Source organism: Gordonia sp. BP-119, from assembly GCF_016924115.1.
In the GTDB taxonomy this organism is placed as follows: domain Bacteria; phylum Actinomycetota; class Actinomycetes; order Mycobacteriales; family Mycobacteriaceae; genus Gordonia; species Gordonia hongkongensis.
Genome location: NZ_JAFFZF010000019.1, coordinates 36,918 through 59,049, shown reverse-complemented (window position 1 = coordinate 59,049; position 22,132 = coordinate 36,918). Strand labels below are relative to the sequence as shown.

Genomic DNA, 22,132 nt, shown 5'->3' with positions numbered 1-22,132 from the left:
CGCGGGGGTCAGCCGGCGGTCGGGGCGGTGGAGGCGGCGGGTGCGCTGGGCGCGGCGTCGGCGATTGCCCGGGTCCGCTTGACCGCGAACACGATCAGCGCGATCGGCACGACCCAGTTGAGCAGGATGTTGCCCGGGTGGCTGCCGGACACCGACGCCGACGACGCCAGCAATCCGGCAACGATGTGCGAGCAGCCCATGAGTGCGATCGCCCCGGCCCACAAGAGGCTGATCTGGCGGTTCTTCGCGCGGAACACGGGTGAGTGCCACAGGGCGGGATCGACGGTCTCGCGGGCGTACTGCTCGGTGAACGGGACCGTGAACGCGGACACGGCCATGACCGCGGCGAGGACGAACGCCGAACCACCGCGACCGAAGAACACGAGCGCTTCGTCGACCTGAGTATCACCGACGATGCCGATGAGCGCGATGACGCCGAACAGGACGACCCCGGCGACGTCGATGATCTTCCAACCGCCGCCGGTGCGGACGGCCTCGTAGATGGTGACGGCCAGGGCCAGCGCGCAGGCGGCGATCGCGGCGAGCGTGACGTGGTCGGCACCCAGGCGTTCGGCCGCCCAGGCGAACACGAACCAGGGGGCGAGTCCCAAGATCATCGATTTGGCGTTCACGGGTGGTCTCCTTCGGTACGGCCGAGGTGGGTCCTCGTTGGGGGTACACCCACTGTCCGCCGTACCGATGACGCGTACATCTGCGTCATGACGGAGAAAACTGCGCCAACCGTGCGACGATGCTCAGTTCTGCTGCCGACCCACGACGAACGCGGCGAGTTCGACGCGGGTGCGCAGGCCGAGTTTGGCGAGGGCGTGGGAGACGTGGGTCTGCACCGTGCGGGTCGAGATGAACAGTCGGTCGGCGATCTCGCCGCCGCTCATGCCGGCCGCGACCAGTTCGGCGACGGTCGTCTCGGTCTTGGTGAGACTGTCCCAACCATGGGTCGGCCGGTCGCGTGCCGCGGGGCCGAGCCGAATCCCCAACGGACGCAACCGCGAGGCCACGCGTGCGGAGCTGGTGCTTGCTCCCATGGCACGCGTCAGTCGCATCGCTCGCCGGGCGAGCTCGCGGGCGCGGTCCCGGTCTCCCGAAAGGGCGACCGCGCACGCGGCTTCCTCCCACATGCACGCCTCGGACTGCCGGTCCCCGACCGCCTGCACGATCTCGGCGTACTCGTCGGCGGCGTGCACGATCGTCAACGGGTCCGCGTCGTGGAGCACCACCGAACACATCGCGCGGGCCACCGCGACGGGCCCGGACATGGGCCGCGCGGGCGGTACCGGGAACTCGTCGAGCCCGTCCAGAATGCTGCCGAGCAGCGCGGTGTCGCCCGCACGCGCGCCGATCCGCGCGGTCTCGAGAACGACGGTGGGCAGCCAGGAGTACAGACCGAACCGGCGGCCGTGGTCCCATGCGCTGCCGGCTGTCGTCGCGGCCGCACGTAGTTTCCGGTTCGCCTCGAGCAGCAGGGCGCGGGCGTGGGTGGGCACCGGGAAACCGAACTGGTCCGGTAGTCCCGTGTCGTCCCACGCGTCGAGGCGGGTCGACGCGGCCGCCAGATCGCCGCGCAGCACGTCGACCATGGCCCGCCCGCCGACCGCCATCGACTTCCAGCCCATGTCCGCGGAGTCCGCGCGATCCAGTCCGGCATCGAAAGATGCCGCCGAGTCGTCGAGGTCGCCGAGCCCGAGAGCTATTCCGCCGCGGGTGAACTCGTGGTAGGCGGTCATCCAGTCGGCGCCCCGGCTCGATCGCAACCGGGCGGCACCCGCGAGCAGGTCGGCCGCCGCCGCCGGGCCGTGCGCGTACTGTTCGATCAGCGACGGCCAGATGTCGGCCGACGACGTCGACAGTGTGCCGCCGGCGGATTCCGCCGCGTCCCGACGCGAGGCGAGCAGCGCGATCCCGAGCGCCTCCTCCACCTCGCCGCGCAGGAACCGGCGTAGCGCCTCGGCGATCAGGCCGGACACCGATCGGGTGGACGCGTCCCGCTCGACGTCGAAGAACGGGGTGTCCGGCGCGGGTCTTCGTCCGTCGAGAATGCCCACGTAGTGCCGCAGGTCGGTGAGCGTGCCGGCGACGTCGTCGCCGACCGGGAGCTGCAGGGTCTCGTCGATCAGGTCCCGCACCCGGTCGGTGTCCCCCTTGGCGATCAGGGCGAACAACAGGATCCGATGCAGCTCGGCGAACTCGGCGATCTCGGTCGCCAGTGCCATGCCGTCCTCGGCGACGCGTGAAGCCCGGTCGAGCTGCCCGGTTCGGGCGAGGGCGAGCGCGAGTGCGGTGTTGACCCCCGCCGACGGACGTGCGGTGCCGGCCAACGTCTCCAGGAGTTCCGCCGCGACCGCCGGTGTGCTGGCGAGTTCGCTCTCGGCGCGGCGTACCGCCGCGAACATCGCGGATTCGTCACTGCCCGAAGCGATTCGATGATGAGCCACGGACTGCGGATCGTGCCGGGTACTGGGATGGCTGGCGATCGCATCGTGCAGCACCGAGCGCAGCATCGGATCGAGTTGTCGATAGGTGACATCGGCGTACAGATCGTGGGTGAACCGCAGCGCTCCCCCGTCGTCGACGCCGACGATCCCGGCGTCGATCGCCGACTGGGCCGGCCCGACCAGCGAGGCGGGTGGAACCGCGTCGACCGCGGCCAGTTGGGCGAGCGTCGCCGGGCGGCCCCACACCGCGAGCTTCTGCGTCAGCTCGCGGGCACGACCGTCGAGGAGGGCGACGTGTTCGGCGATCGCGTCCTCGAGTCCACTCGGTACCCCCGACGCGGTGCGTGCGTCGACCGCCGCGTGACCGTCGACGATCCGGAGACCGCCCGACTGCTGCAGCGCGCGCAGCACCGAAATCACGTGCATCGGGTTCCCACCCGATGCACCGAGCAGCCCGAAGAGTTCGGCGTCCGGTGCGGCACCGACGGTCTCGATCGAGATCCGGTGGACCTCGTCGGCGCCCAGCGGGGGCAGGGACCAGTCGACGACCTCCGCTCGCGCCACCAACCGGTTCAGCAGATCCCGTTCTGGGAGCGGCCGCCGGCCGAGGAGCATCACCAGCGGTAGCACCCGCGTGGCAGCTACGAGGCGGGACAACAGTTCCAGCGTCGCCGCATCGGCGTGGTGGGCGTCGTCGACGACGAGCACGAGCGGCCCGTCGGCACACAGCGTGTCCACGCGCGCGTAGAGATCGTCGTCGAAGCCATCGGGAACCGGCGTCGGCAGATCCACTCCGAGCAGCTGCCCGGCGAGTCCGAACGGTTGGCGCCATGACAGTTCGTCTGCCCGCACCGTGCGAACGGAACCATCAGTGGCAGAGGCCAGTTCCCGGAGCGTATGGGTCTTTCCGGCGCCCGGGCCGGCGGTGATCACGCCGACCCCACGGCGGGCGGAACCCGAATCGCGTTGGGCAGCGGCGACGAAGTGGTGCATCTCGTCGACCACCGCACGACGGTCGGCGGACTGGGACGCGAGCACGAACTCAGGGTATCGGTTGTGTCCGATTCGCGTGATCCATCTGCTCACCTCACCGGCCGAACTCGGACCCGTATCCCTGCCGGTCCGCAGCCGCGGCCAGTCGCCGGTCGAGGTCGTCGGTCCAGTCGCGGGCGACCTGCGCGTCGAGCACGGCCAATCGCTCGGCCACGGGCGCGCGCTGCGCGGGCCCGCACCCGGCGAGAAGGGACTCGAACAGCGCGCGCAGGCGGCGTTGCACCTGAACCTGGCCGGTGCTGTGCCGTCGGATCTCGTCGGTCCCGATCGCGACGTAGTCCGCCCAGCTGCGCCGAATGCCGCGGACCGAGGGGTCGCTCGAGAACTGTTCGCCGCGAAGCCGCGGAGCCAGCAGGAGCAACAGGTCCTCGGTGTGGTCGAGCGCCTGGACCACGACGCTCGGGTCGTTGCTGCCCGCGGACATCGCTTTGAGCGCGATGTCCGAGATGGCCTGCAGTGCCGCGGCGGGACTCACCGAGGGTTGATGGGTGTCGCCGAAGAGCAGGCAGGCCAGCACGCGACGCTTCTCCACCTGGATCGGATCGCCGACGATCTCGATCACCGGGAGATCGTGTGGCACATGGTCGCCGACGGCGACGAGCACGTCGATCCGGACGTTCCACGACGCTGCGTATCGACGAAGACGATCACCGTTGACCGCCAGCAGGACCCGCCCCCGCGCGGTCACCTCGCCCAGCCTGATCTGCGTTCGCATCTCATCCGTCGCATTCGGGTCCGTCGCCGCGCCCGGGCCGGTCCCCAATAGCTCGGCGTCGCTCGCGTCGGAATCGGAGCGGGTACCGAACTCGGTTGCGGCGGTGCTCTCGTCGTGCCTGTCCGCCGGCGGCAGCTGCCGCACGATCGCCGACCGGCCGTCGTCGGCGATCCACTGCAGCAGGCGCGCGGTGTTCAGGATCGTCCCGACCTTCCCGACGAGCGCGATGAACAGGTACGCGCTGACGGTCGTGAGCATGAACGCGATCGCCGTGGACAGGCCGGGGGTCGGCTCGTCCGGACCCCCGACCGACAGGTCGATCGCGATGATCACGCTGTAGACGAAGGTCGCGAGGAAGAAGCCGGTGGACCATCGCATGACGGGTTCCTGCTGCAACATCGGGATCACCCGCACCGAGATCGACGACGCCCCGAACTGCATCGCGAGCGTGACGGCGGTGAACACGAGACCGGTCAGGGTCGCCATCGAACCAGCGATGACGCTGAGCAGCGTCGCCAGCGTTCCGGGATCGACTTCCAATTCGAGGAGTTCATCGAATCCGACGGTGGTCCACGCGGCGACGATCGCGAACGTCACCAGCACGACCGGCAGCCGCCAGATCGGGACCGAGCGCAGGGCCCGGCGCGTGCGCCGCCATCGGATAGCGGTCGCCAGCGCGCTCGGTACCTTCTCGGTCACCACGTCGACCGCCGTCGGGACAGACGCCGGCGGGGGAACCGGAACGGGAGCCGGCGCGTCGGGCACCCCGAAACGCCCCGCCACTGCCTCCTGCACGACGATCTTCCATCGCATCAACGGTTCTCGATATCGCTGCTCACGCCCGATCGCGCGAGCCAGTTTGCGGGGGCGGTTCTTGTATCGCCACCGGGCCCATGGTGATCGCGGCCGCGCGAGTCGCGCGGCACCGAACCACAGCAGGACCGGGACGAACATGCCCACCAGTCCGGTCCAGACCTTGCCCTTGATCAGGGTGACGATCGCCAGGAGCACGTTGAGCACGACGACACCCGCCGCGACCAGCCGTGCCACCAGGCCGTTCTCGTTCCGGATGTCCCCGACGACCTCGAACGCCCCGAACGGCTGCAACCCGAGGAGGAAGAGCAGACCGATGGCGATCGCGACGAACACCGCGTCGATCGACGTCCGCCCCTCCTCCGCCCAGTAGACGTCGCGCAGGTGGAGGATGAGCGCGAACTCGTCGAGCACGAGCGCCGCTCCGATGCCGAACAGGGCCGCCAGGACACAGTCGATCACCGGTGTCCGGAGCGGGTCGACCGCGACGAATCCGAAGCCCGCCACCAACATCGCCATCATGCCGAAGAAGGCGTGGTGCACATGCACCCCGCCCGGCGTCACGTTGCCCGGCCACCAACTGACCTCAGCGCGGATCATCCGCACGCTGAAGCGGATGAAGAGGAAGGTCAGGACGAAGGCGAGTAATAGGAAGAACAACGGCAGACGACCGGTCTCGACGATCCGCTCATCGAACCACCCGGTCATCCCCCGACCCTAGCGGGAGCGCCGGGGGTTCTCGCGGGCAATCGCGACTCTGATCTACGGGCCGAGCCGGCGCAGTGCACTCAGAGCCGCGTTGTGGCCACACATTCCGTGCACGCCGGCGCCCGGTGGCGTGGACGCCGAGCAGATGTAGACACCCGGGATTCCGGTTGCGTACGGGTCGGCAGCGATCCGGGGGCGCATCACGACCTGGAGGGGATCGTTTGCGCCGCCGATGATGTCGCCGCCGACGAGGTTGGCATTGCTCGCGGCGAGATCTGCGGGCGTGCGCACGACGGACCCGACGATCCGATCGCGCGTCCCCGGCGCGAAGCGTTCCAGCTGCGCGAGCACAGCGTTCGTGGCGTCGCCGCTGTAGCCATGCGGCACATGTGCATAGACGTACACCGGATGGACGTCACCGACCGACCGCGCCGAATCGGCCAGATATTGCTGGGCGACGAGGACGAAGGGCCGCTCCGGCATCCGGCCACGATGGATCTCGGCCTCGGACGCGACGACCTCGGCGGCGGAGCCGCACACGTGCACGGTGCCCGCCCGACCGGAGAACTCGTCCCGCCACGGAATTCCGCCGTCGACGGCGAGGTCGAGTTTGACCGCGGCGGGCGCCCGCCGAAATCGTCGATACGCTCTACGGACTCGGCTCGGGAGTGCGTCCCCCGCAAGGTCGGCGACCGCGCCGGGCTCCAGGTCGAGCAGGATCACATCCGCCGGTGGGAGGTCGGAGAGGGAGCTGACCCGATGGCCGGTTTCGATGCGGCCGCCCAGCGTTGTCAGCACCGCGGCGAGGGCCTCCGGCATTCGGGCCGTCCCGCCCTTGATGATCGGCCAGCCGTACCGATGCGAGATGGCGGCGAACATCAGCGCGAACGCAGAAGTGGTCGGCCGGGTGAGCGGGTACCACCCATGGGCGGCGTTCCCGGCGAACAAGGCCGCCGCCTCGTCCGTGTGCCACACCCGTCCCAGGACGGTTGCGGGCAGGAGAGCGGCGGGCCCGAACCGGGCAAGCGGGCCGAGATGACGCGGCACGTGCAGGAGCGGGCCCAGCACTTCCTGCGCCAGGTCGTCGAAGTTCTCCGCCAACGGACCGAACAGGCTCCGCCATCGTGGGCCGTCGACCCCGAGAAACCGACTGGTCTCGTCCAGCGAGTTCATCATGGCGCCGGCCCGGCCGTCGGGCAGCGGATGTGCGAGGTCGATCTCCGGCCAGCCCCATTCGAGCCCATGGTCGGCGAGTCCGAGGCTCTGGAAGAACGGCGATGCCAGCCCGATCGGGTGGACGGCCGCGCCGTCGTCGTGCATCAGGCCGGGCAGGATCCGCTCGGACGAGCGGGCACCACCACCGATCGTCTCGGCCGCCTCCAGCACGGTCACCACGATGCCCCGCTGCGCAAGGGTGATGGCGGCGGCGAGCCCGTTGGGGCCCGCCCCCACCACGATGGCCGAGGTCATGAGCGGCATCGTATTCGATGTGCACCGGCACAACCGCGATCGCAGAACTCGATGCCGGGCTCGACATGGTGGTTGCCCGGATGAGCCGCCCGCCTCACTGCATGTCGGGGTGATCGGAACGTCGGGCCGGCCCGGGCTCGCTGCGTCTGACGGACGCCAGGCGGGACGACGCCTGCGCGCGTAGGGCGGCGACGTCCGCTGCCGGCGCGGGCGCGGTGGACGCCGCGAGTGAGGCATCGGGCAGGTGTCGACGCAGCTCCTCGATCAACGCCGCCGCCTGCCCGGGTGGACCATCGTCGTCGTGCACCACGCAGATCGCGAACTCCGAATCGGCCAGGCGTGCCAGGGCGGAATCGGCGGGAAGCAATTCGACGCAGGTCCGGGCCCGGCGAACCAGTCGCTGCTCCCGCTCGCGCGGGTCGTCGGTCGTCCCGGAGTCGTCGACTGACCACGAGATCACCGTGACCGCCGCGGCCGACCGCCGTCCGTCGAGGAGCCCCGCGGTCGCGAGTTCCCAGCCCGCGCGGTTGAACACGCCGGTCAGCGGGTCAGCACAGACCGCGGTGAGCAGCGTCCGCGTCAGCAACCCGAACGACTCGGCCGCCGCCGGGATGGCGACGGCGACGACGATGTAGGTGCTGAGGTACTTCGGTGCGGGCGCCACGGCAAGCGCGACGACGCACCCGGCCGTCAGCACACCGATGAACGCCCACGCCTGCCGACGCGGAAGAGTGGCACGGACGTACATCGCCAGGAACATCGCCGCGATCATGCAGAGGAACTCGGCACTGATCAGCTCGTGGAACGCCATCACCGCGGGGGTGGCCACACCGGCCGCGATCATGGCCGGTAGCGGGCGCTGCGGCCGCACCGACAGCCACCCCAGCGCCGCGAGGCCCAGCACGACGGCGACCAGTCCCCCGGTCGGGTCGGACAGGGTCGCCGAGTCGTCGGTCGGGAACAGCGTGAGAGCCACGCCCACCGCGTACAGCAGCGTCGTCACCGCCAGATAGGTCCGCAGCACATGCAGCGGCGATCGCGGGAGCGGGCCCCTCAGCGCTCCCAGGTGCAGGTCCGGTCGATACATCCCCCACTCCGATCCTCGGTATCGGTCCCCGATCCGAGGTTGCCAAATCGCGTCGAGTTGCGCGACCGGCGGTGGCTGGTCTCTCGGTATGACCCATTCGGGGACGGGAGCACTGTTCGGCTCGGTTCAGGTCCTCACCCCGCCTATCCTGATCCGATGAACACCCTCGTCACCGTGGTCGTCGTCGACGATCACCCGTTCTTCCGCGACGGTGTATCCCGTGGCCTGGCGGCCAGTGGACGGGTACGGGTCGTCGGCGAGGCCGCCGACGGTCTGGCCGGGCTCGAGCTGATCCGTCGGGAGAAACCCGACGTCGCGGTGGTCGACCACCAGATGCCGCACATGACCGGCGTCGAGGTTGCCCATGCGGTGTCGCGCGACGGGTTGCCGACCCGAGTGCTGCTGCTGTCCGCGGTCACCGACGGCCCGATCGTCTTCCGGGCGCTGCAGGAAGGTGCGGCCGGTTACCTGTCGAAGGACGCCGATCGCGACGACATCGTCGGCGCGGTGACCCGGGTGGCCAAGGGAGAGACGGTGGTACCGCCGGAGCTCGCCGCGGGACTGGCCGGCGAGATCCGTGCGCAGACCCAGCGTGACGCGCCGGCCCTGAGCGAGCGAGAGCGCCAGGTTCTCACGGGATTCGCACGCGGACAGTCGATTCCACAGGTCGCCGCCGAACTCTACATCGGCGCGTCGACGGTCAAGACGCACACCCAGCGCCTCTACGAGAAGCTCGGCGTGTCCGACCGTGCGGCCGCGGTCGCCGAGGCGATGCGTCGTGGGCTCCTCGAATAGCGCGGACCCCTCGAGGCCAGGGGACGACGACGCTGGCAGCGTCGAGATCGCGGGGGCGACACGCTATCTGGGTCTCGACGAGTTCGCCGACGAGCCGCGAATCCACGACATCCTGATCGACCATGCGATCCGTGGCATCCGGATTCAGGTGGTCCTCCGACTGTTCCTGTCGCTGTTCGTGCTACTGACCGTCAGCCTCGACCCACCCGCGCACGCGGAGACGTTCAGCCTCGTGACGGCGATCCTGTACGCGGCCTGGTGCATCGGCGGAGCCGTCGTGGTCGTCCGCCACGAATCGTCGATGATCCGGTACTCGTGGATAGCGCTGCCGATCGACCTCCTCCTGCTCACCGCGCTCGCGGTCGCCGCCAGCCGGTCCAACGAATTGAGTTGGACCACCGACGTTCTCCTCAGCGGGTTCGTCCTGGTGCCGATGATCGCGGCGATCGCGTTGCAGCCCAGGACCTGTGCGGTGGTAGTGATCGTCACGACCGTGGTGTACGCCGTCTCTTCCATGCTGGCCCGCACGTCGAACGGCGAGCCGTGGTCGGTGATCATCCTGCGCATCCTCGTCGTCGCAGCGTTGGCCGTCGGCGCGATCCTGCTGTCTCGCCTACAGCGATCCCGGGTGAGAACGATCGGGGCGCTCGCCGCAGAACGCGCCCGATTGCTGGACGCGACGATGGAGATCGAGGAACGCGAACGCCGGGATCTCGCCGACAACCTCCACGACGGGGCTTTGCAGTACGTACTGGCGGCGCGTCAGGAACTCGCCACGCTCCGTGACTCCGCCGATCCGGTGACCCTCGACCGCGTGGACGGTGCGCTGCGCGACGCGGCGCAGTTGCTGCGGTCGACGCTGAGTGAGCTGCACCCGGCGGTTCTGGAACAGGCCGGTCTGTCGGTGGCCCTCACCGACCTCGCCGCCTCGTTCGGCAGCCGCGCCGGTGCCCCGACGATCTCCGTCGACACCGCGGGCTGGCCGCCCGACCTACGCACGTCCGCCGACTCGCTGCTGTTCGCCTCCGCCCGCGAACTCCTGACGAACGTGATCAAGCACGCGTCCGCGACGACGGTCGACGTCACCGCCGAGTTCGATGTTGGCCGAGCGCGCCTCGTCGTCGTGGACGACGGCATCGGGTTACCTGCCGGCATCGACGTCGAGGAGTTGATGCGTCGACGACAAGCCAAGGGCCACATCGGACTTGCCTCGCGACGCGTGCGCGTCGAAGGCGCCGGCGGCACGTTGTCGCTGTCGAACCATCCGGGCGGCGGAACCGTCGCGATCGTCGAGGTTCCCGCTCGCGTCATCTGAGGCGCGAGTGCCCGTACCGACCCGGTGTCCCCCGATCGGTGGATGCAGCGTTCACCCGCTCGATCACCCGGTCAGCGGAATCCCCCGACCACCCATCCCCGGCAGAGTCAGTGGTGTCACCAACACAACCCCCACACCACACCGGAGCCCACCATGAAAACCACCACCCGCATCGCCACCGCCACCCTCGGACTCGCCGCCGCCACCAGCATCGCCCTCGGCGCCGCCGGAGCCGCCCACGCCGGCACCCTCCCCATCACCCGCCCCGGCGAACCCACCGTCGCCATGACCATCACCAACCACACCGACAAGCCCGAATACCTCCAAGGCGCCAACGCCGACGGCGGCCAATGGATCAACGCACCCCAACACATCCTCTACCCCGGAGCCACCGAAACCATCACCGCCACCGCACCCTTCACCAACCACCTCGACGTCAACGCCATCTACCGCATCGGACTGTTCGGCCCCACCGCCAACTACCAACTCACCAACCACCCCCACAACGTCAACACCGCCATGAGCAGCATCTGGGGACCCCACGCCCAGAACTACTGGATGAACAACCACATCGACACCGGATACCCCCAGGTCAACGTCGGCTTCGACCAGTGGTGAACTACCGCGGACAAACGCAGAATGCGTCGTAGGTACCGGTTTCCGGTACCTACGACGCATTCTGTGTGGGTCGGACCTCAGGGGCCGGCGGTGGCCCCCGTCAGTGGTGGCGACGTCGCCAGCAGGTCGTTCTCCTCGTCGGTGAAAGTCCGTGCACGTGAGAGGAAACGAACTCCTTCCGGCGCCTCGAGACTGAATCCGGCACCGCGGCCTTTCACGACGTCGAGGATCAGCTGAGTGTGTTTCCACAGCTCGAACTGGTCACCGTTGATCCAGACCCGAACGGCCGGAATGGGTTCGGGTAGTTCGATCTCGCCGACCAGCACGTCTCGCTGGCCCACGCGATACTCCCCGACCGGATAACACATCGGGGCCGAGCCGTCACAGCACCCACCGGACTGGTGGATCATGAGGCCGCCGTGCAGCTCCGACAACTTGGTCAGGAGCTGCACGGCGGAGTCTGTGGCGACCACGCGATGAGGGACACTCTGCTCGGCGGTCATCGTCAATCACCTTTCATCTGCTCCCTGAGGTGCGAGGAGCGCGACCCCTCCGCTCCCTGAGGTGCGAGGAGCGTTAGCGACGAGCCTCGAAGGGCTCGACGGGTCAGAAGAAACCCTTGGCGCTCTGAGCGTAACCGACCAGGAGGTTCTTGGTCTGCTGGTAGTGCTCGAGCATCATGAGGTGGTTCTCGCGACCGATACCGGACTGCTTGTAGCCGCCGAAGGCAGCGTGTGCCGGGTAGTCGTGGTAGGTGTTCGTCCACACCCGGCCGGCCTGGATCTCGCGGCCGGCCCGGTAGGCGGTCGCGCCGTCGCGGCTCCACACTCCGGCGCCGAGTCCGTAGAGGGTGTCGTTGGCGATGTGCATGGCGTCGGCGAAGTCCTTGAAGGTGGTGACCGCCAGAACCGGGCCGAAGATCTCTTCCTGGAAGATGCGCATCTTGTTGTTGCCCTGGAAGACAGTCGGTTTGATGTAGAAGCCCTCCGACAGGTCACCGCCGAGATCCGCCGCCTCGCCGCCGATCAGCACCTCGGCACCCTCGTCCTTGCCGATGGCAAGGTAGGAGGAGATCTTCTCGAACTGATCGTTCGAGGCCTGCGCGCCCATCATGGTGTCGGTGTCGAGGGGGTTGCCCTGCTTGATCTTTCCGACGCGGTCGACGGCCTTGGCGATGAACTCGTCGTAGATGTCCTGCTGGATCAGCGCGCGGCTGGGGCAGGTGCACACCTCGCCCTGGTTGAGCGCGAACATCGAGAAGCCCTCCAGCGCACGGTCGAGGAATCCGTCGTCGGCGGACATCACGTCGTTGAAGAAGATGTTGGGGCTCTTGCCACCGAGTTCGAGGGTGACCGGGATCAGGTTCTCCGACGCGTACTGCATGATGAGCCGGCCGGTGGTGGTCTCACCGGTGAACGCGATCTTGCGGATGCGGTTGCTCGAGGCGAGGGGCTTGCCCGCCTCGACGCCGAATCCGTTGACCACGTTGAGGACTCCGGCGGGGAGCAGGTCGCTGATGAGGCTGACCAGGTACAGGATCGACGCGGGCGTCTGCTCGGCGGGCTTGAGCACCACCGCGTTACCCGCGGCGAGAGCGGGTGCCAGCTTCCACACGGCCATCAGGATCGGGAAGTTCCAGGGGATGATCTGGCCGACGACGCCGAGCGGCTCGTGGAAGTGGTAGGCGACGGTGTCCTCGTCGACCTCGGAGATCGACCCCTCCTGGGCGCGCAGCGCGCCGGCGAAGTAGCGGAAGTGGTCGATGGCCAGCGGGAGGTCGGCGGCGAGGGTCTCGCGGACGGCCTTGCCGTTGTCCCAGGTCTCGGCGACGGCCAGCTTCTCGAGGTTCTCCTCCATGCGATCGGCGATGCGCAGCAGGGCGAGCGAGCGCTCGGCGACGGGGGTCTTGCCCCATCCGGGTGCGGCCTTGTGTGCGGCGTCGAGCGCGAGGTCGATGTCCTCGGCGGTCGAGCGGGCCACCTCACAGAACACCTTGCCGTCGACGGGCGATGGGTTCTCGAAGTACTGACCCTTCACCGGCGGGGTCCACTGTCCGCCGATCCAGTTGTCGTAACGCGACTCGTAGCTCATCACCGAGCCATCGGCACCCGGCTTTGCGAAGACGGTCATGGTTGCTCCTTGCGTGTGGGCCTCAGCTGAGGACGCTCTGCGGATGTCACACGGGACACCGAAGGCGTCCGTTGTGATCTGCTGCACACTCTAGGAGCGGGTTGGTTGCACGCGCGTTGCAACGTTGGCCACCTGCTGTTCACGCAGCTCAGACCGGTTACGCCCCGTACCTCTTGTCCAGGAGTCGGATGCGGCCGCCGACGACGGCACGGTCGGGGTCGCCGGCGGGCAGGCGATGTTCGAGGCGCCGCCAGGCGGCGAGGTCGTCGCGTCCGTGGGTCGACGACGTCCACCGCCGCAGGGCCGCGACGTCGCCGGTCGCGAAGAGCCGCGACCGCAGGTCCTCGCGGAGTTCCTCGAAGATGTCGACGATGCCCGGTGCGCTCGATTCGGCGAGCAGTCCGCCGCGGCCGAGGTCGTCGACGACCGACGCGAGGTCCGAACCCGACGAGATGCGCGACCGGAGATCGTCGACGTCGGAAGTGATGTCGAGTGTGAGCCGGTAGGGCCGGCTCGCGACGACGTCGGCACCGAGGTCGCGGCGGAGTCGGGAGATCTCGGCCCGCACGGTGACCGGGTCGAGCCCTTCCTCGGCCAGCTTCAAGGCGAGTTGTTCGGTGTTCAGACCTTCCGGAAATGCTTGCAGCAGAACGAGGATCTCGGCGTGCCGGCGCGACAGGGTGCGGGCGCCGGGCCCGTCGGCGGCGCGATGCCAGCGTCCCGGACCGTCACCGAGCACGGCGAGGTGGGCCGCGGCCCGCGCGCCCGGTGACGGGTCGAAGGTGGCCGGGTCGGCGAGATCGACGGCGCCCGCCCGCAGTTCGCGCTCGACAGCGGCGACCACCGACCGGACCGCCGCCAGCGCGAACGGCGCCGCGACCTCGCGCCCGCCGGTCACGTCGATGACACCGATCACGTGCCCGGTCAGCGGGTCGTGCACGGGCGCCGCCGCACAACTCCATTCCTGGACGGGTCCGGCGAAGTGCTCGGGCCCGACGACCTGCACACTCCGATCGACGGCCAGTGCCAGTCCGGGGGCGTTGGTGCCGACGACCTCCTCGCTCCACACCGAGCCCTCGACGAAGTCGATGTGGCCGGCGCGATCACGGGCGGCCGAGTCGCCCTCGATCCACAGCAGGCGCCCGGACTGGTCGGTCAGGGCGACGACGACCCCCGTGTCGGCGATGGCGTCGACCATCAGGGACTGCACCAACGGCCGGACGGCGGTGATGGGATGCGCGGCGCGGTAGGCGGCGAACTCCGCAGGCGACATCGCGGAGGCACGATCGCCGTTCGGGGTCGCGTCGCTGGGGTCCACTCCGCCGGTCAGGGACCTCGCCCACGAGTCGCGGACGATCGACCGAACCGCATCGGCCGGCGGATTGCCGCCGGAGAGGAAGTCCTCGTACGCCCGGCGGATGCGCGTGGCCACCGAAGCCGCGTCCGTCATGCACCCTCCGTACGATCAGCCGAGTCGATTGCCCGATATGTCGACGATTCTGCCTGCCGCGGTGTGATCTCGGCAACAACCACCGAGGTCGTCGTCGTTGCGCCCCGCTCGACGTACCCGGCCTAGCCGAACCGCGCGGAGAACGTCCGCGGGGTCATACCGGTGACTGTCTTGAAGTCACGCACGAAGTGCGCCTCGTCGGCGTAGGACAGCTCCGCCGCCAGCGAGGCGAGCGTTCCCGACCGGTCGCGCAACCGCTCAGCCGCCTCGTGGAGCCGTCGACGTTGGATGAGCCACTTCGGGGTGAGACCGAGACGACGCCGGGTCAGCCGCTGCAGGCTGCGTTCGGTGAGGTGAAATCGCTCGCAGATCTGCGCGACCGCCACCACCGACGAATCGGTTTCCACGTACTCCACGATCGCGTTGATCAGCCGGCCGTCGTCGTCGAGCGGGAGATACGACCGCAGCCAGTCCTCGACGCGGTCGGTCGCAGAACGCTGGGTTGCCTCGACGCCGGGTTCGACGGCCATCACCGACCGCACCGACCGCTCGAGGTCGGTGCCCCGGTCGCCGAAGACCTCGGACAGTTCGGCATGCCGATCGGTCCATTTCCCGACGTCACCGGTCAGCACTCCCCCGGCGCCCGGCGTGAGCATCACCCCGACTGCCCAGCCGTCGCCGGTCAGCACCGTCTCCGACAACCCGGTCACCACGCCGTAGAAGCGGGCGTAGGTGTTGCTGACGACGATGAGGCAGACGGGGTACTGCAGGACGCGCTGCGGCGCCTCCGCCCCGGGCGGGACCCACCACACCGGCACCCAGAAGCGGCGCACCAGTTCGTCCAGATCGGGGCTCGGCGCCCACCGTCCGATGCGGAAGCTCGCGTCCGACGGGTCGATGAGGTGCGCGCGCTCGACGTCGTCGAGCCGCGCCGGATTGTCGGGTTTCATCAATCACCGTCCCGTGGTCTCGCGGTTGACTCTCATCATGACCGCAATCAACGACACCTCACCATTGCTCGCCCACTACGTCCGCCTCGCCGACGGCTTCGCCACCGTCCTCGATGCCGCGCCCGCCGGCACCTGGACCGCGGACTCGCCGTGCGAGGGATGGACCGGACGCGACGTCGTCGGCCACGTCATCGACACCCAGCGCGAGTTCTTCTCCCGCCACGACATCGATGCCGGACCGGCACCCTCGCTCGACGACCCGGCCGCCGCCTGGCACACCCACCGCGACACCGTCGCCGGACTACTCGCCGACCCGACCGTCGGCGAACGCACCTTCGACGGACACTTCGGACCGACCACGATCGGCGAGACCCTCATCCGCTTCTACGGTTTCGACATGGTCGCCCACCGCTGGGACATCGCCCGCGCGGCCGGCGCCGACCATCGGTTCTCCGACGACGACCTGTCCGAGATGGAAGCCGCGGTCGACGGTTTCGGCGATGCGATCTACTCCGAAGGCGTGTGTCGCAAGGTCGAGATCCCGGCCGGTGCTGATCGGCAGACGACGCTGCTCGCCCGTTTGGGTCGCGTCGCGTCCTGAGGTCCCTGCGGGGACCAGACGGCCCCTTCTGCCCCTGAGGTGCGAGCCTCCCCATGCTCGCTGAGGTGCGAGCCTCCCCATGCTCGCTGAGGTGCGCAGTCTCCTCTTGCTCCCTGCGGTGCGAGTCTCCTCTTGCTCCCTGAGGTGCGAGGAGCGATAGCGACGAGCCTCGAAGGGCCTGGTGAGCATGTCTCACCAGGACCCTTCGTGACGCGGCCTCCGCAAGCTCCGGACGCTCCTCAGGGAGCGGGGGCGGGCCTAGCCCGCAACTCAAACAGCGCTGAGCGGGGCCTCGCTCGCAACTGAGGGAGCGGGGGCGGGCCCGCACGCACCGAGGGAGCGGTGCGCAGAACTCACGGAATCCAGCCGTTGTGCCGCGGGTAGCGCGCGCGGAGGTGGCCGTAGACGTAGGTGCTCGCGAGCAGCGCGATGCCGGCACCGATCGACGGCCAGAGGAACGCGTTGTCGAGCGAATCGCGGGCCGCCGCGACGGCCCAGCCGATCACGAACAGCACGAGCGCGATGGTCGCCAGAATGCGGATCACGAGGACGACCGTGGCGAGCACCGCCCACACCGCCTCACGCGCCCGCCCCGGACTTCCCGCCACGACGGTCATCGTAATGTCGGGCCGGGCCGCGGGCAGGCCTCGCGCGTCTCGCATTTGTCCCCACCGGTCGGCGCCGCATGGACAATGGTGGGATGAAGACCATCCTCAACGTCATCTGGCTCGTCCTGTGCGGACTGTGGATGGCGATCGGCTACGTCGTCGCCGGCATCATCTGCTGCATCCTGATCATCACGATCCCGTTCGGCATCGCCTCGTTCCGGATGGCGAGCTACGCGCTCTGGCCCTTCGGACGAACTGTCATCCGCAAGCCGACCGCGGGCGTCGCGTCGACCATCGGCAACGTCATCTGGATCATCGTGGCCGGGTTGTGGCTCGCGATCGGGCACATCACCACCGGCATCGCGATGTGCCTCACGATCATCGGCATCCCCCTCGGCATCGCGAGTTTCAAGATGGTGCCGGTGTCGCTTCTGCCCCTCGGCGCCGAGATCGTCCCGACCGATCAGCAGATGCCCGGCGGTACGCCGGTGCGGATGTGATCCACCGAACGTCGCGCTGACCTCCCCCGACCCATCCGCCACCCAACCCATCCGGGACGCCGATGGATCCGAACAGGTGGCATGACACTCGGGTCCCAGACTGACGTCGCGAGCGCGTGGCTCGGCACGGACGCGACGCTGCCGCCGGTGGCGACGGCCTGTCTCTCGCTGTACGCGACCGGCGCCCGACTCCACCAGGAGTCGTTCAGCCGACGGCCCGAGTACCCCGGACACCATCCGCGCACGTCATCCTTCTTGCCGCAGCCTCGTTGCCTCCGGGCCCACGCGGAAACGTGACGCCCGCTCGCCGAGAGCGGCGTTCGGGGGGACAGCACCAGATCGTTCGACGACGGCAGGAGGCACGTGATGGCTGATCATCTCGATCCCGACGCTGCCGAATTGCTGGAGATGGCACCGCTGGTCGCGCTCGACGCATTGTCCGCCGACGAACTGCGCGACGTCCAGGCTCGGGTCGCGGCCGCGCCGCAGGATCTCCAGACCTTGTTCGACAAGCAGGTCCGCGCGACCCGCGAGGCGCTGGCCGCGATGAGCAAGACGACGGCCACGCCGCCCCCGCCGACGCTCCGCGATCGCATCCTCACCGCTGCGCGTGCCGACGCCGGTCTCGACGCGCCGGACGTCGGTGCTCCGGGCGCCGAGGCGCCGACCGGGCCGGGATCGCCGCCTCCGCAGCAGCAATCCGCGCCTGCCGCATCCGATCCGAGGGTTCCCGCCCCCGTGACGCCGACGGTCGGATCGGACGACCGACGGCGCTTGCCTCGCCGCTGGACGTATCTCGCCGCCGCGGCGGTGGCGGCCGTCGCCATCGGCGCCGCCGGGTGGGTCATGGGAGAGTCGAGCTCGCCGGAACCGGAGGTCCGCCCACTCGCCTCACCGGCCGAACAGGTCTTCTCCGCGGAGGACCTGCGGTCGACGGGCGGCCCGGTAGCTACCGGCAATGTCACCGTCTATCTCGCCAAGTCGGCGGATACCGGTGTGTTGGTCATGGATTCGGTCCCACCGCCCCAACCGGGGACCGTCTATCAGATGTGGCTCATCGGGCCGGGCGGCGCTCGCTCGGCCGGCACGATGACCGACCAGGACGTCGAACCGGTCACCACCGCGGTGCTGTCCGGGATCAACGACGCCTCGACGCTCGCGTTCACCGTCGAACCGCCCGGCGGTTCGGACCGTCCCACCACCACCCCGGTCGCACAACTGTCGTTGCTCTGAGTACCTCGTCGAAAACCACCCTGTGGAACCGGACACGCGACGCATCGTCGGCTGTCCGTTTCCTACGGGTGGTTTTCGGACTCACTTCAACAGCGCGCGAATCGCCTCGATGCTGTCGGCCTGCGCGGGAGTCTTGTCCGGGCGGTAACGCACCACGCGCGCGAAGCGCAGCGCGACCCCGCCCGGATACCTCGAACTCCGTTGCGCGCCATCGAGTTCGATCTCGACGACGATCTCCGGACGCAGGTACACCGTGTACGAGTCCCGGTGCGTCTCGTGCTTCGGGAACTCCTCGGTCTGCCAGCGCAACAGCTCGTCCGTCAGGCCCTTGAACGTCTTGCCGACCATCACGAGCTCACCCGTCTCGGGATCGCGGGCGCCGAGATGCAGATTCGACAGCCACCCCGACCGCCGGCCCGAGCCCCATTCGGCACCGAGCACCACCAGATCGAACGTGTGCGTCGGTTTGACCTTCTGCCAGGCCTTTCCGCGGCGACCCGCCACATATAGTCCGTCGAGCGACTTCACCATCACACCCTCGTGGCCGTCGGCCATCGCGGCGTCGAAGTGGCTGCGGGCCTCCTCGACGCTCGGCCGGGTGACCGCGGGGATGCGCAACTGCGGGGCGATCGAGTCGATCGCGGCGAGCCGCTCGGACAGCGGCCGGTCGATGAGGTCGACGCCGTCGATGTGCAGGCAGTCGAAGAAGAACGGCTTCAGCAGGCGTTCGGGTTCGCCGGCCGCGGTAGGTCCAGAGCCGAACCGGCTCATGGTGTCCTGGAACGACCGCGGGCGTCCGTCGTCGGATAGCATCAGCGTCTCGCCGTCGAGGATGACCGAATCGCAGGGCAGGGAAGCGATCACCGATACGAGGTCAGGCACATTGGAGGTCACGTCGCGCAACGTGCGGGTGAACACCGAGATCTCGGTCCCTCTGCGGTGCACCTGGATTCGGGCCCCGTCGAGTTTGTAGTCGACGACGAGGTCGGGCCCGAGGAGCGCAAGCGCGGAGTCGAGGTCGTCGGCGGGTGTCGCGAGCATCGGTTCGACGGCGCGTCCGACCTCCAGGCCGACCCCCGCCAGCGACTCCGCGCCGAACCGGGCCAGCGCGGCGGTGACCGGCAGCGAACCGGTCAGCATGTTCGCGCGACGCACCAGAGCCAGATCCTGGCTGGTGACCTTCGCGATGGCGTCGGTCATGACACCGGCCAGCGCCCCCTGCCGCAATTCACCGGTGAGCAGTGCCACGAGGAACTTCTGCTCGGACTCGGTTGACGCGCCGAACAACGACGCGATGATCTCACCTCGGCGCTTCGTCGAACCCGGACCCGACGCGGACGCGAGCTCGCCGAGCGCGGCGTCGACGGCAGCGACCTCGAGGGTCGGCGAATCGGCCGGTGGTGCCATCAGTTTGGACAGCGACCGCCACCCGACACCGAGCCGGCCCTGCGGGATCTCACCCGACAGCCAGGCGACGACGACCGGCAGTTCCTCGTCGGTCGCCTGGGAGAGCGCGTCGGCGAGCACCGTCGTCTTACGGATCCGCGACCGGTCTCGCGCTACATCTGCGGAGGTCTCGACGACGTCGATCAGCCTCATGTCGCCTCACCAGCTGCCGGACGCGCATTCACCTGTCCGACGGTACGCCGAGCCCCCGATAACCCGTTCGGACTCAGACCTCGGTGAGGTCGACGGACTTGGTCTCGCGGACGCTGAGCAGGGCGATCATCGTGGCGCAGGCGGCGACCGCGAGGTACACGCCCACCCAGCCGACGCCATAGTCGGCGACGATCCACGTGGCGATGAACGGCGCCACGGCGGCGCCGAGGATCGACGCCACGTTGTAGGCCACGCCCGATCCCGTGTAGCGCACGTTGGTCGGGAAGAGCTCGGGCAGGATCGCGCTCATCGGCCCGAAGGTGAGACCCATCAGCGTCATTCCGAGGATCAGGAAGAACAGCATCATGCCGTCGGTCATCGACGCCGGGTCGAGCAGCCACTGGAAGCACAGCCCGAAGACGATGATCGCCGCGGTGATCACGATGAGGAACGCGCGGCGGCCGTACCGGTCGGCGAGGCGACCCGAGATCGGCACGCACGCGGCGAAGAAGAGGACCGCGACGAGCTGCAGCTGCAGGAAGTCGACGTAGCTGATGGAAAGCTTCACACCCGATTCGTCGGTCACCTTGCCGGTGCCGTAGGAGATCACCCAGGTGGTCACGATGTAGAACAGCGTGTACGTCGCGACCATGATGAACGTGCCCGCGATGAGCGGACGCCAGCTGGTCTTGACGACCTCGGCCAGCGGCGCCTTGACCTTCTTGCCGTCGGCGACGGCCTTCGCGAAGACCGGTGTCTCGGTGAGCTTCAGCCGGACATACAGTCCGACGGCCACCATGATGGCGCTGGCCAGGAACGGGATTCGCCAGCCCCAGGTCATGAAAGCGTGGTCGGGGTCGGCGGTCGCGGCGTCGAAATCGAGGGCGAGCATCAGCAGCAGGAAGGTGCCGTTGGCGAAGAAGAACCCGATCGGCGCGCCCAGCTGCGGCCACATCGCGGCCCACGCCCGTTTGCCCTTCTCGGCCGTCTCCGTGGCGAGAAGCGCTGCGCCCGACCACTCCCCGCCGAGCCCGAGGCCCTGACAGAACCGCATCAGCGCCAGCAGCGCGGGCGCGAGATAGCCGACGGAATCGTAGGTGGGCAGCAGGCCGATGACGAAGGTCGCGATGCCCATGGTGAGTAGCGACCCGACCAAGGTCGCCTTGCGCCCGATGCGATCGCCGAAGTGTCCGAACAGGATCGAGCCGATGGGTCGCGCGACGAACGCGAGCCCGAAGGTCGCGAACGACGACAGCAGCGCCGCGGTGTCATCCCCCTTGGGGAAGAACAGCACCGGGAACACGAGGACCGCGGCCGTGGCATAGATGTAGAAGTCGAAGAACTCGATGCTCGTCCCGATCATCGACGCGACCACGATGCGGCTACGGGGTACCGGCGCCTGATCGGGATGGTCGACGTTGCGGACCGCGGAATCGCTCATCCGCGCGACGTTACGCCTGCGGCTCGAGCGATCGATTCCGACCCCTGAGAACAAGCTGAGCGGACCGCGACACCCGGCGGACGCGGCTCATCGCAGTCCAACCGCGACTGCTCACTGGTCCCGGTGTGGACCCGTCAGTTGGACGAGGACGTCGACTGCCGTTGCCAGATCGGCATCCTTCGAGGTCCGAGAGCATTGTCTGTACGACCCCTCGGACGATGTCGGGTCGCGGCTGGTACCGGATGTCGATTGCGGTCGCGATGTTCCACGTGAGCAGGAAGGCATCGCGGACCGCGTGATCGTAGAGAGCTTGCACAGTTGTGTGGGTGCCGTCGAGGTCGACGACCCGTTACGTGTCGAGGACTCCGGCGAAGGCGGCGACCAGCAGGTCGGCACTTCGACGGTATCGGTGCTCGAAACCGCCTCCGTACTGGTCCGCCACCAGCGGGAACGATGCCCTGTCCATCGGTGCAGCTCGCCGAGAGTTCAGCTCCTCGCCGGTGAGGAGCGCTGTGAGACGCGTGTTTCGTTCGACGGCGGCCAGGTACAGATCACCGAGGTCGCCCCACCCCGAAGTGGTCCGGATGGCCATG

Annotated in this window: 19 protein-coding genes; 6 read left to right on the top strand and 13 right to left on the bottom strand. The window is 68.8% G+C overall.

Going from position 1 to position 22,132, the window contains the following annotated elements:
* Nucleotides 1-8 precede the first annotated feature (8 nt).
* The 5 genes from JW364_RS12780 to JW364_RS12760 form a co-directional block, all read right to left on the bottom strand.
* On the bottom strand, nucleotides 9-632 hold the full coding sequence (locus JW364_RS12780) for a hypothetical protein (protein WP_065631305.1): 624 nt from the start codon (nucleotides 630-632) through the stop codon (nucleotides 9-11).
* A gap of 123 nt (nucleotides 633-755) precedes the next feature.
* Nucleotides 756-3,491 carry a LuxR C-terminal-related transcriptional regulator gene (locus JW364_RS24425; RefSeq protein WP_307814782.1) on the bottom strand — a complete coding sequence of 912 codons (2,736 nt, stop codon included), beginning with the start codon at nucleotides 3,489-3,491 and terminating at the stop codon, nucleotides 756-758.
* A 49-nt stretch (nucleotides 3,492-3,540) separates the two neighbouring features.
* On the bottom strand, nucleotides 3,541-5,742 hold the full coding sequence (locus JW364_RS12770; RefSeq protein WP_205333934.1) for a DUF2254 family protein: 2,202 nt from the start codon (nucleotides 5,740-5,742) through the stop codon (nucleotides 3,541-3,543).
* A gap of 54 nt (nucleotides 5,743-5,796) precedes the next feature.
* Entirely contained in the window at nucleotides 5,797-7,212 is a 1,416-nt protein-coding gene (locus JW364_RS12765) for an NAD(P)/FAD-dependent oxidoreductase (protein ID WP_159369778.1), read from the bottom strand.
* Nucleotides 7,213-7,306: 94 nt separating this feature from the next.
* Complete coding sequence (locus JW364_RS12760) at nucleotides 7,307-8,299, bottom strand: hypothetical protein (protein ID WP_205333935.1); 993 nt, start codon at nucleotides 8,297-8,299, stop codon at nucleotides 7,307-7,309.
* A gap of 156 nt (nucleotides 8,300-8,455) precedes the next feature.
* Here JW364_RS12760 and JW364_RS12755 point away from each other — a divergent pair, with 156 nt between their 5' ends.
* The 3 genes from JW364_RS12755 (at nucleotide 8,456) to JW364_RS12745 (ending at nucleotide 11,027) form a co-directional block, all read left to right on the top strand.
* Complete coding sequence (locus JW364_RS12755; protein WP_065631308.1) at nucleotides 8,456-9,094, top strand: response regulator transcription factor; 639 nt, start codon at nucleotides 8,456-8,458, stop codon at nucleotides 9,092-9,094.
* The gene (locus JW364_RS12750; protein ID WP_205333936.1) at nucleotides 9,078-10,409 is read left to right on the top strand and encodes a sensor histidine kinase; all 1,332 of its coding nucleotides are present in this window, start codon (nucleotides 9,078-9,080) and stop codon (nucleotides 10,407-10,409) included. Before JW364_RS12755 ends, JW364_RS12750 begins: the two co-directional genes overlap by 17 nt.
* 153 nt (nucleotides 10,410-10,562) lie before the next feature.
* A complete protein-coding gene (locus JW364_RS12745; RefSeq protein ID WP_205333937.1) occupies nucleotides 10,563-11,027 on the top strand; it encodes a hypothetical protein in 465 nt (154 codons plus the stop codon).
* A gap of 77 nt (nucleotides 11,028-11,104) precedes the next feature.
* Here JW364_RS12745 and JW364_RS12740 read toward each other — a convergent pair whose 3' ends face one another.
* From JW364_RS12740 to JW364_RS12725, 4 genes are all read right to left on the bottom strand, one after another.
* Nucleotides 11,105-11,530 carry a DUF779 domain-containing protein gene (locus tag JW364_RS12740; protein ID WP_205333938.1) on the bottom strand — a complete coding sequence of 142 codons (426 nt, stop codon included), beginning with the start codon at nucleotides 11,528-11,530 and terminating at the stop codon, nucleotides 11,105-11,107.
* A gap of 103 nt (nucleotides 11,531-11,633) precedes the next feature.
* On the bottom strand, nucleotides 11,634-13,157 hold the full coding sequence (gene adh / locus JW364_RS12735; protein ID WP_058253391.1) for an aldehyde dehydrogenase: 1,524 nt from the start codon (nucleotides 13,155-13,157) through the stop codon (nucleotides 11,634-11,636).
* Between the two features lie 157 nt (nucleotides 13,158-13,314).
* Nucleotides 13,315-14,607, bottom strand: a complete 1,293-nt coding sequence (locus JW364_RS12730; protein WP_205333939.1) for a GAF domain-containing protein — start codon at nucleotides 14,605-14,607, stop codon at nucleotides 13,315-13,317.
* A gap of 122 nt (nucleotides 14,608-14,729) precedes the next feature.
* Nucleotides 14,730-15,557 carry an AraC family transcriptional regulator gene (locus JW364_RS12725; RefSeq protein WP_058253393.1) on the bottom strand — a complete coding sequence of 276 codons (828 nt, stop codon included), beginning with the start codon at nucleotides 15,555-15,557 and terminating at the stop codon, nucleotides 14,730-14,732.
* Between the two features lie 37 nt (nucleotides 15,558-15,594).
* Between JW364_RS12725 and JW364_RS12720 the strand changes: the two genes are divergently transcribed.
* Nucleotides 15,595-16,158: a maleylpyruvate isomerase family mycothiol-dependent enzyme gene (locus tag JW364_RS12720; RefSeq protein ID WP_205333940.1), complete on the top strand. Its 564-nt coding sequence runs from the start codon at nucleotides 15,595-15,597 to the stop codon at nucleotides 16,156-16,158.
* A 353-nt stretch (nucleotides 16,159-16,511) separates the two neighbouring features.
* Here the strand turns inward: JW364_RS12720 and JW364_RS12715 are convergent, their stop codons facing one another.
* Nucleotides 16,512-16,775: a hypothetical protein gene (locus JW364_RS12715; protein ID WP_205333951.1), complete on the bottom strand. Its 264-nt coding sequence runs from the start codon at nucleotides 16,773-16,775 to the stop codon at nucleotides 16,512-16,514.
* 83 nt (nucleotides 16,776-16,858) lie between these two features.
* Here JW364_RS12715 and JW364_RS12710 point away from each other — a divergent pair, with 83 nt between their 5' ends.
* Both JW364_RS12710 and JW364_RS12705 read left to right on the top strand, forming a co-directional pair.
* Complete coding sequence (locus tag JW364_RS12710) at nucleotides 16,859-17,266, top strand: YccF domain-containing protein (RefSeq protein WP_065631321.1); 408 nt, start codon at nucleotides 16,859-16,861, stop codon at nucleotides 17,264-17,266.
* Nucleotides 17,267-17,632: 366 nt separating this feature from the next.
* A complete protein-coding gene (locus tag JW364_RS12705; RefSeq protein ID WP_205333941.1) occupies nucleotides 17,633-18,499 on the top strand; it encodes an anti-sigma factor in 867 nt (288 codons plus the stop codon).
* Between the two features lie 81 nt (nucleotides 18,500-18,580).
* On the opposite strand, the gene JW364_RS12700 is transcribed toward JW364_RS12705, so the two are convergent.
* The 3 genes from JW364_RS12700 to JW364_RS12690 form a co-directional block, all read right to left on the bottom strand.
* Nucleotides 18,581-20,098, bottom strand: coding sequence for an ATP-dependent DNA ligase (locus tag JW364_RS12700; RefSeq protein ID WP_205333942.1), 1,518 nt, complete (start codon nucleotides 20,096-20,098; stop codon nucleotides 18,581-18,583).
* 73 nt (nucleotides 20,099-20,171) lie between these two features.
* Complete coding sequence (locus JW364_RS12695) at nucleotides 20,172-21,539, bottom strand: MFS transporter (protein ID WP_205333943.1); 1,368 nt, start codon at nucleotides 21,537-21,539, stop codon at nucleotides 20,172-20,174.
* Nucleotides 21,540-21,888: 349 nt separating this feature from the next.
* Nucleotides 21,889-22,131: a hypothetical protein gene (locus tag JW364_RS12690; RefSeq protein ID WP_205333944.1), complete on the bottom strand. Its 243-nt coding sequence runs from the start codon at nucleotides 22,129-22,131 to the stop codon at nucleotides 21,889-21,891.
* Between the last annotated feature and the right edge of the window lies 1 nt (nucleotide 22,132).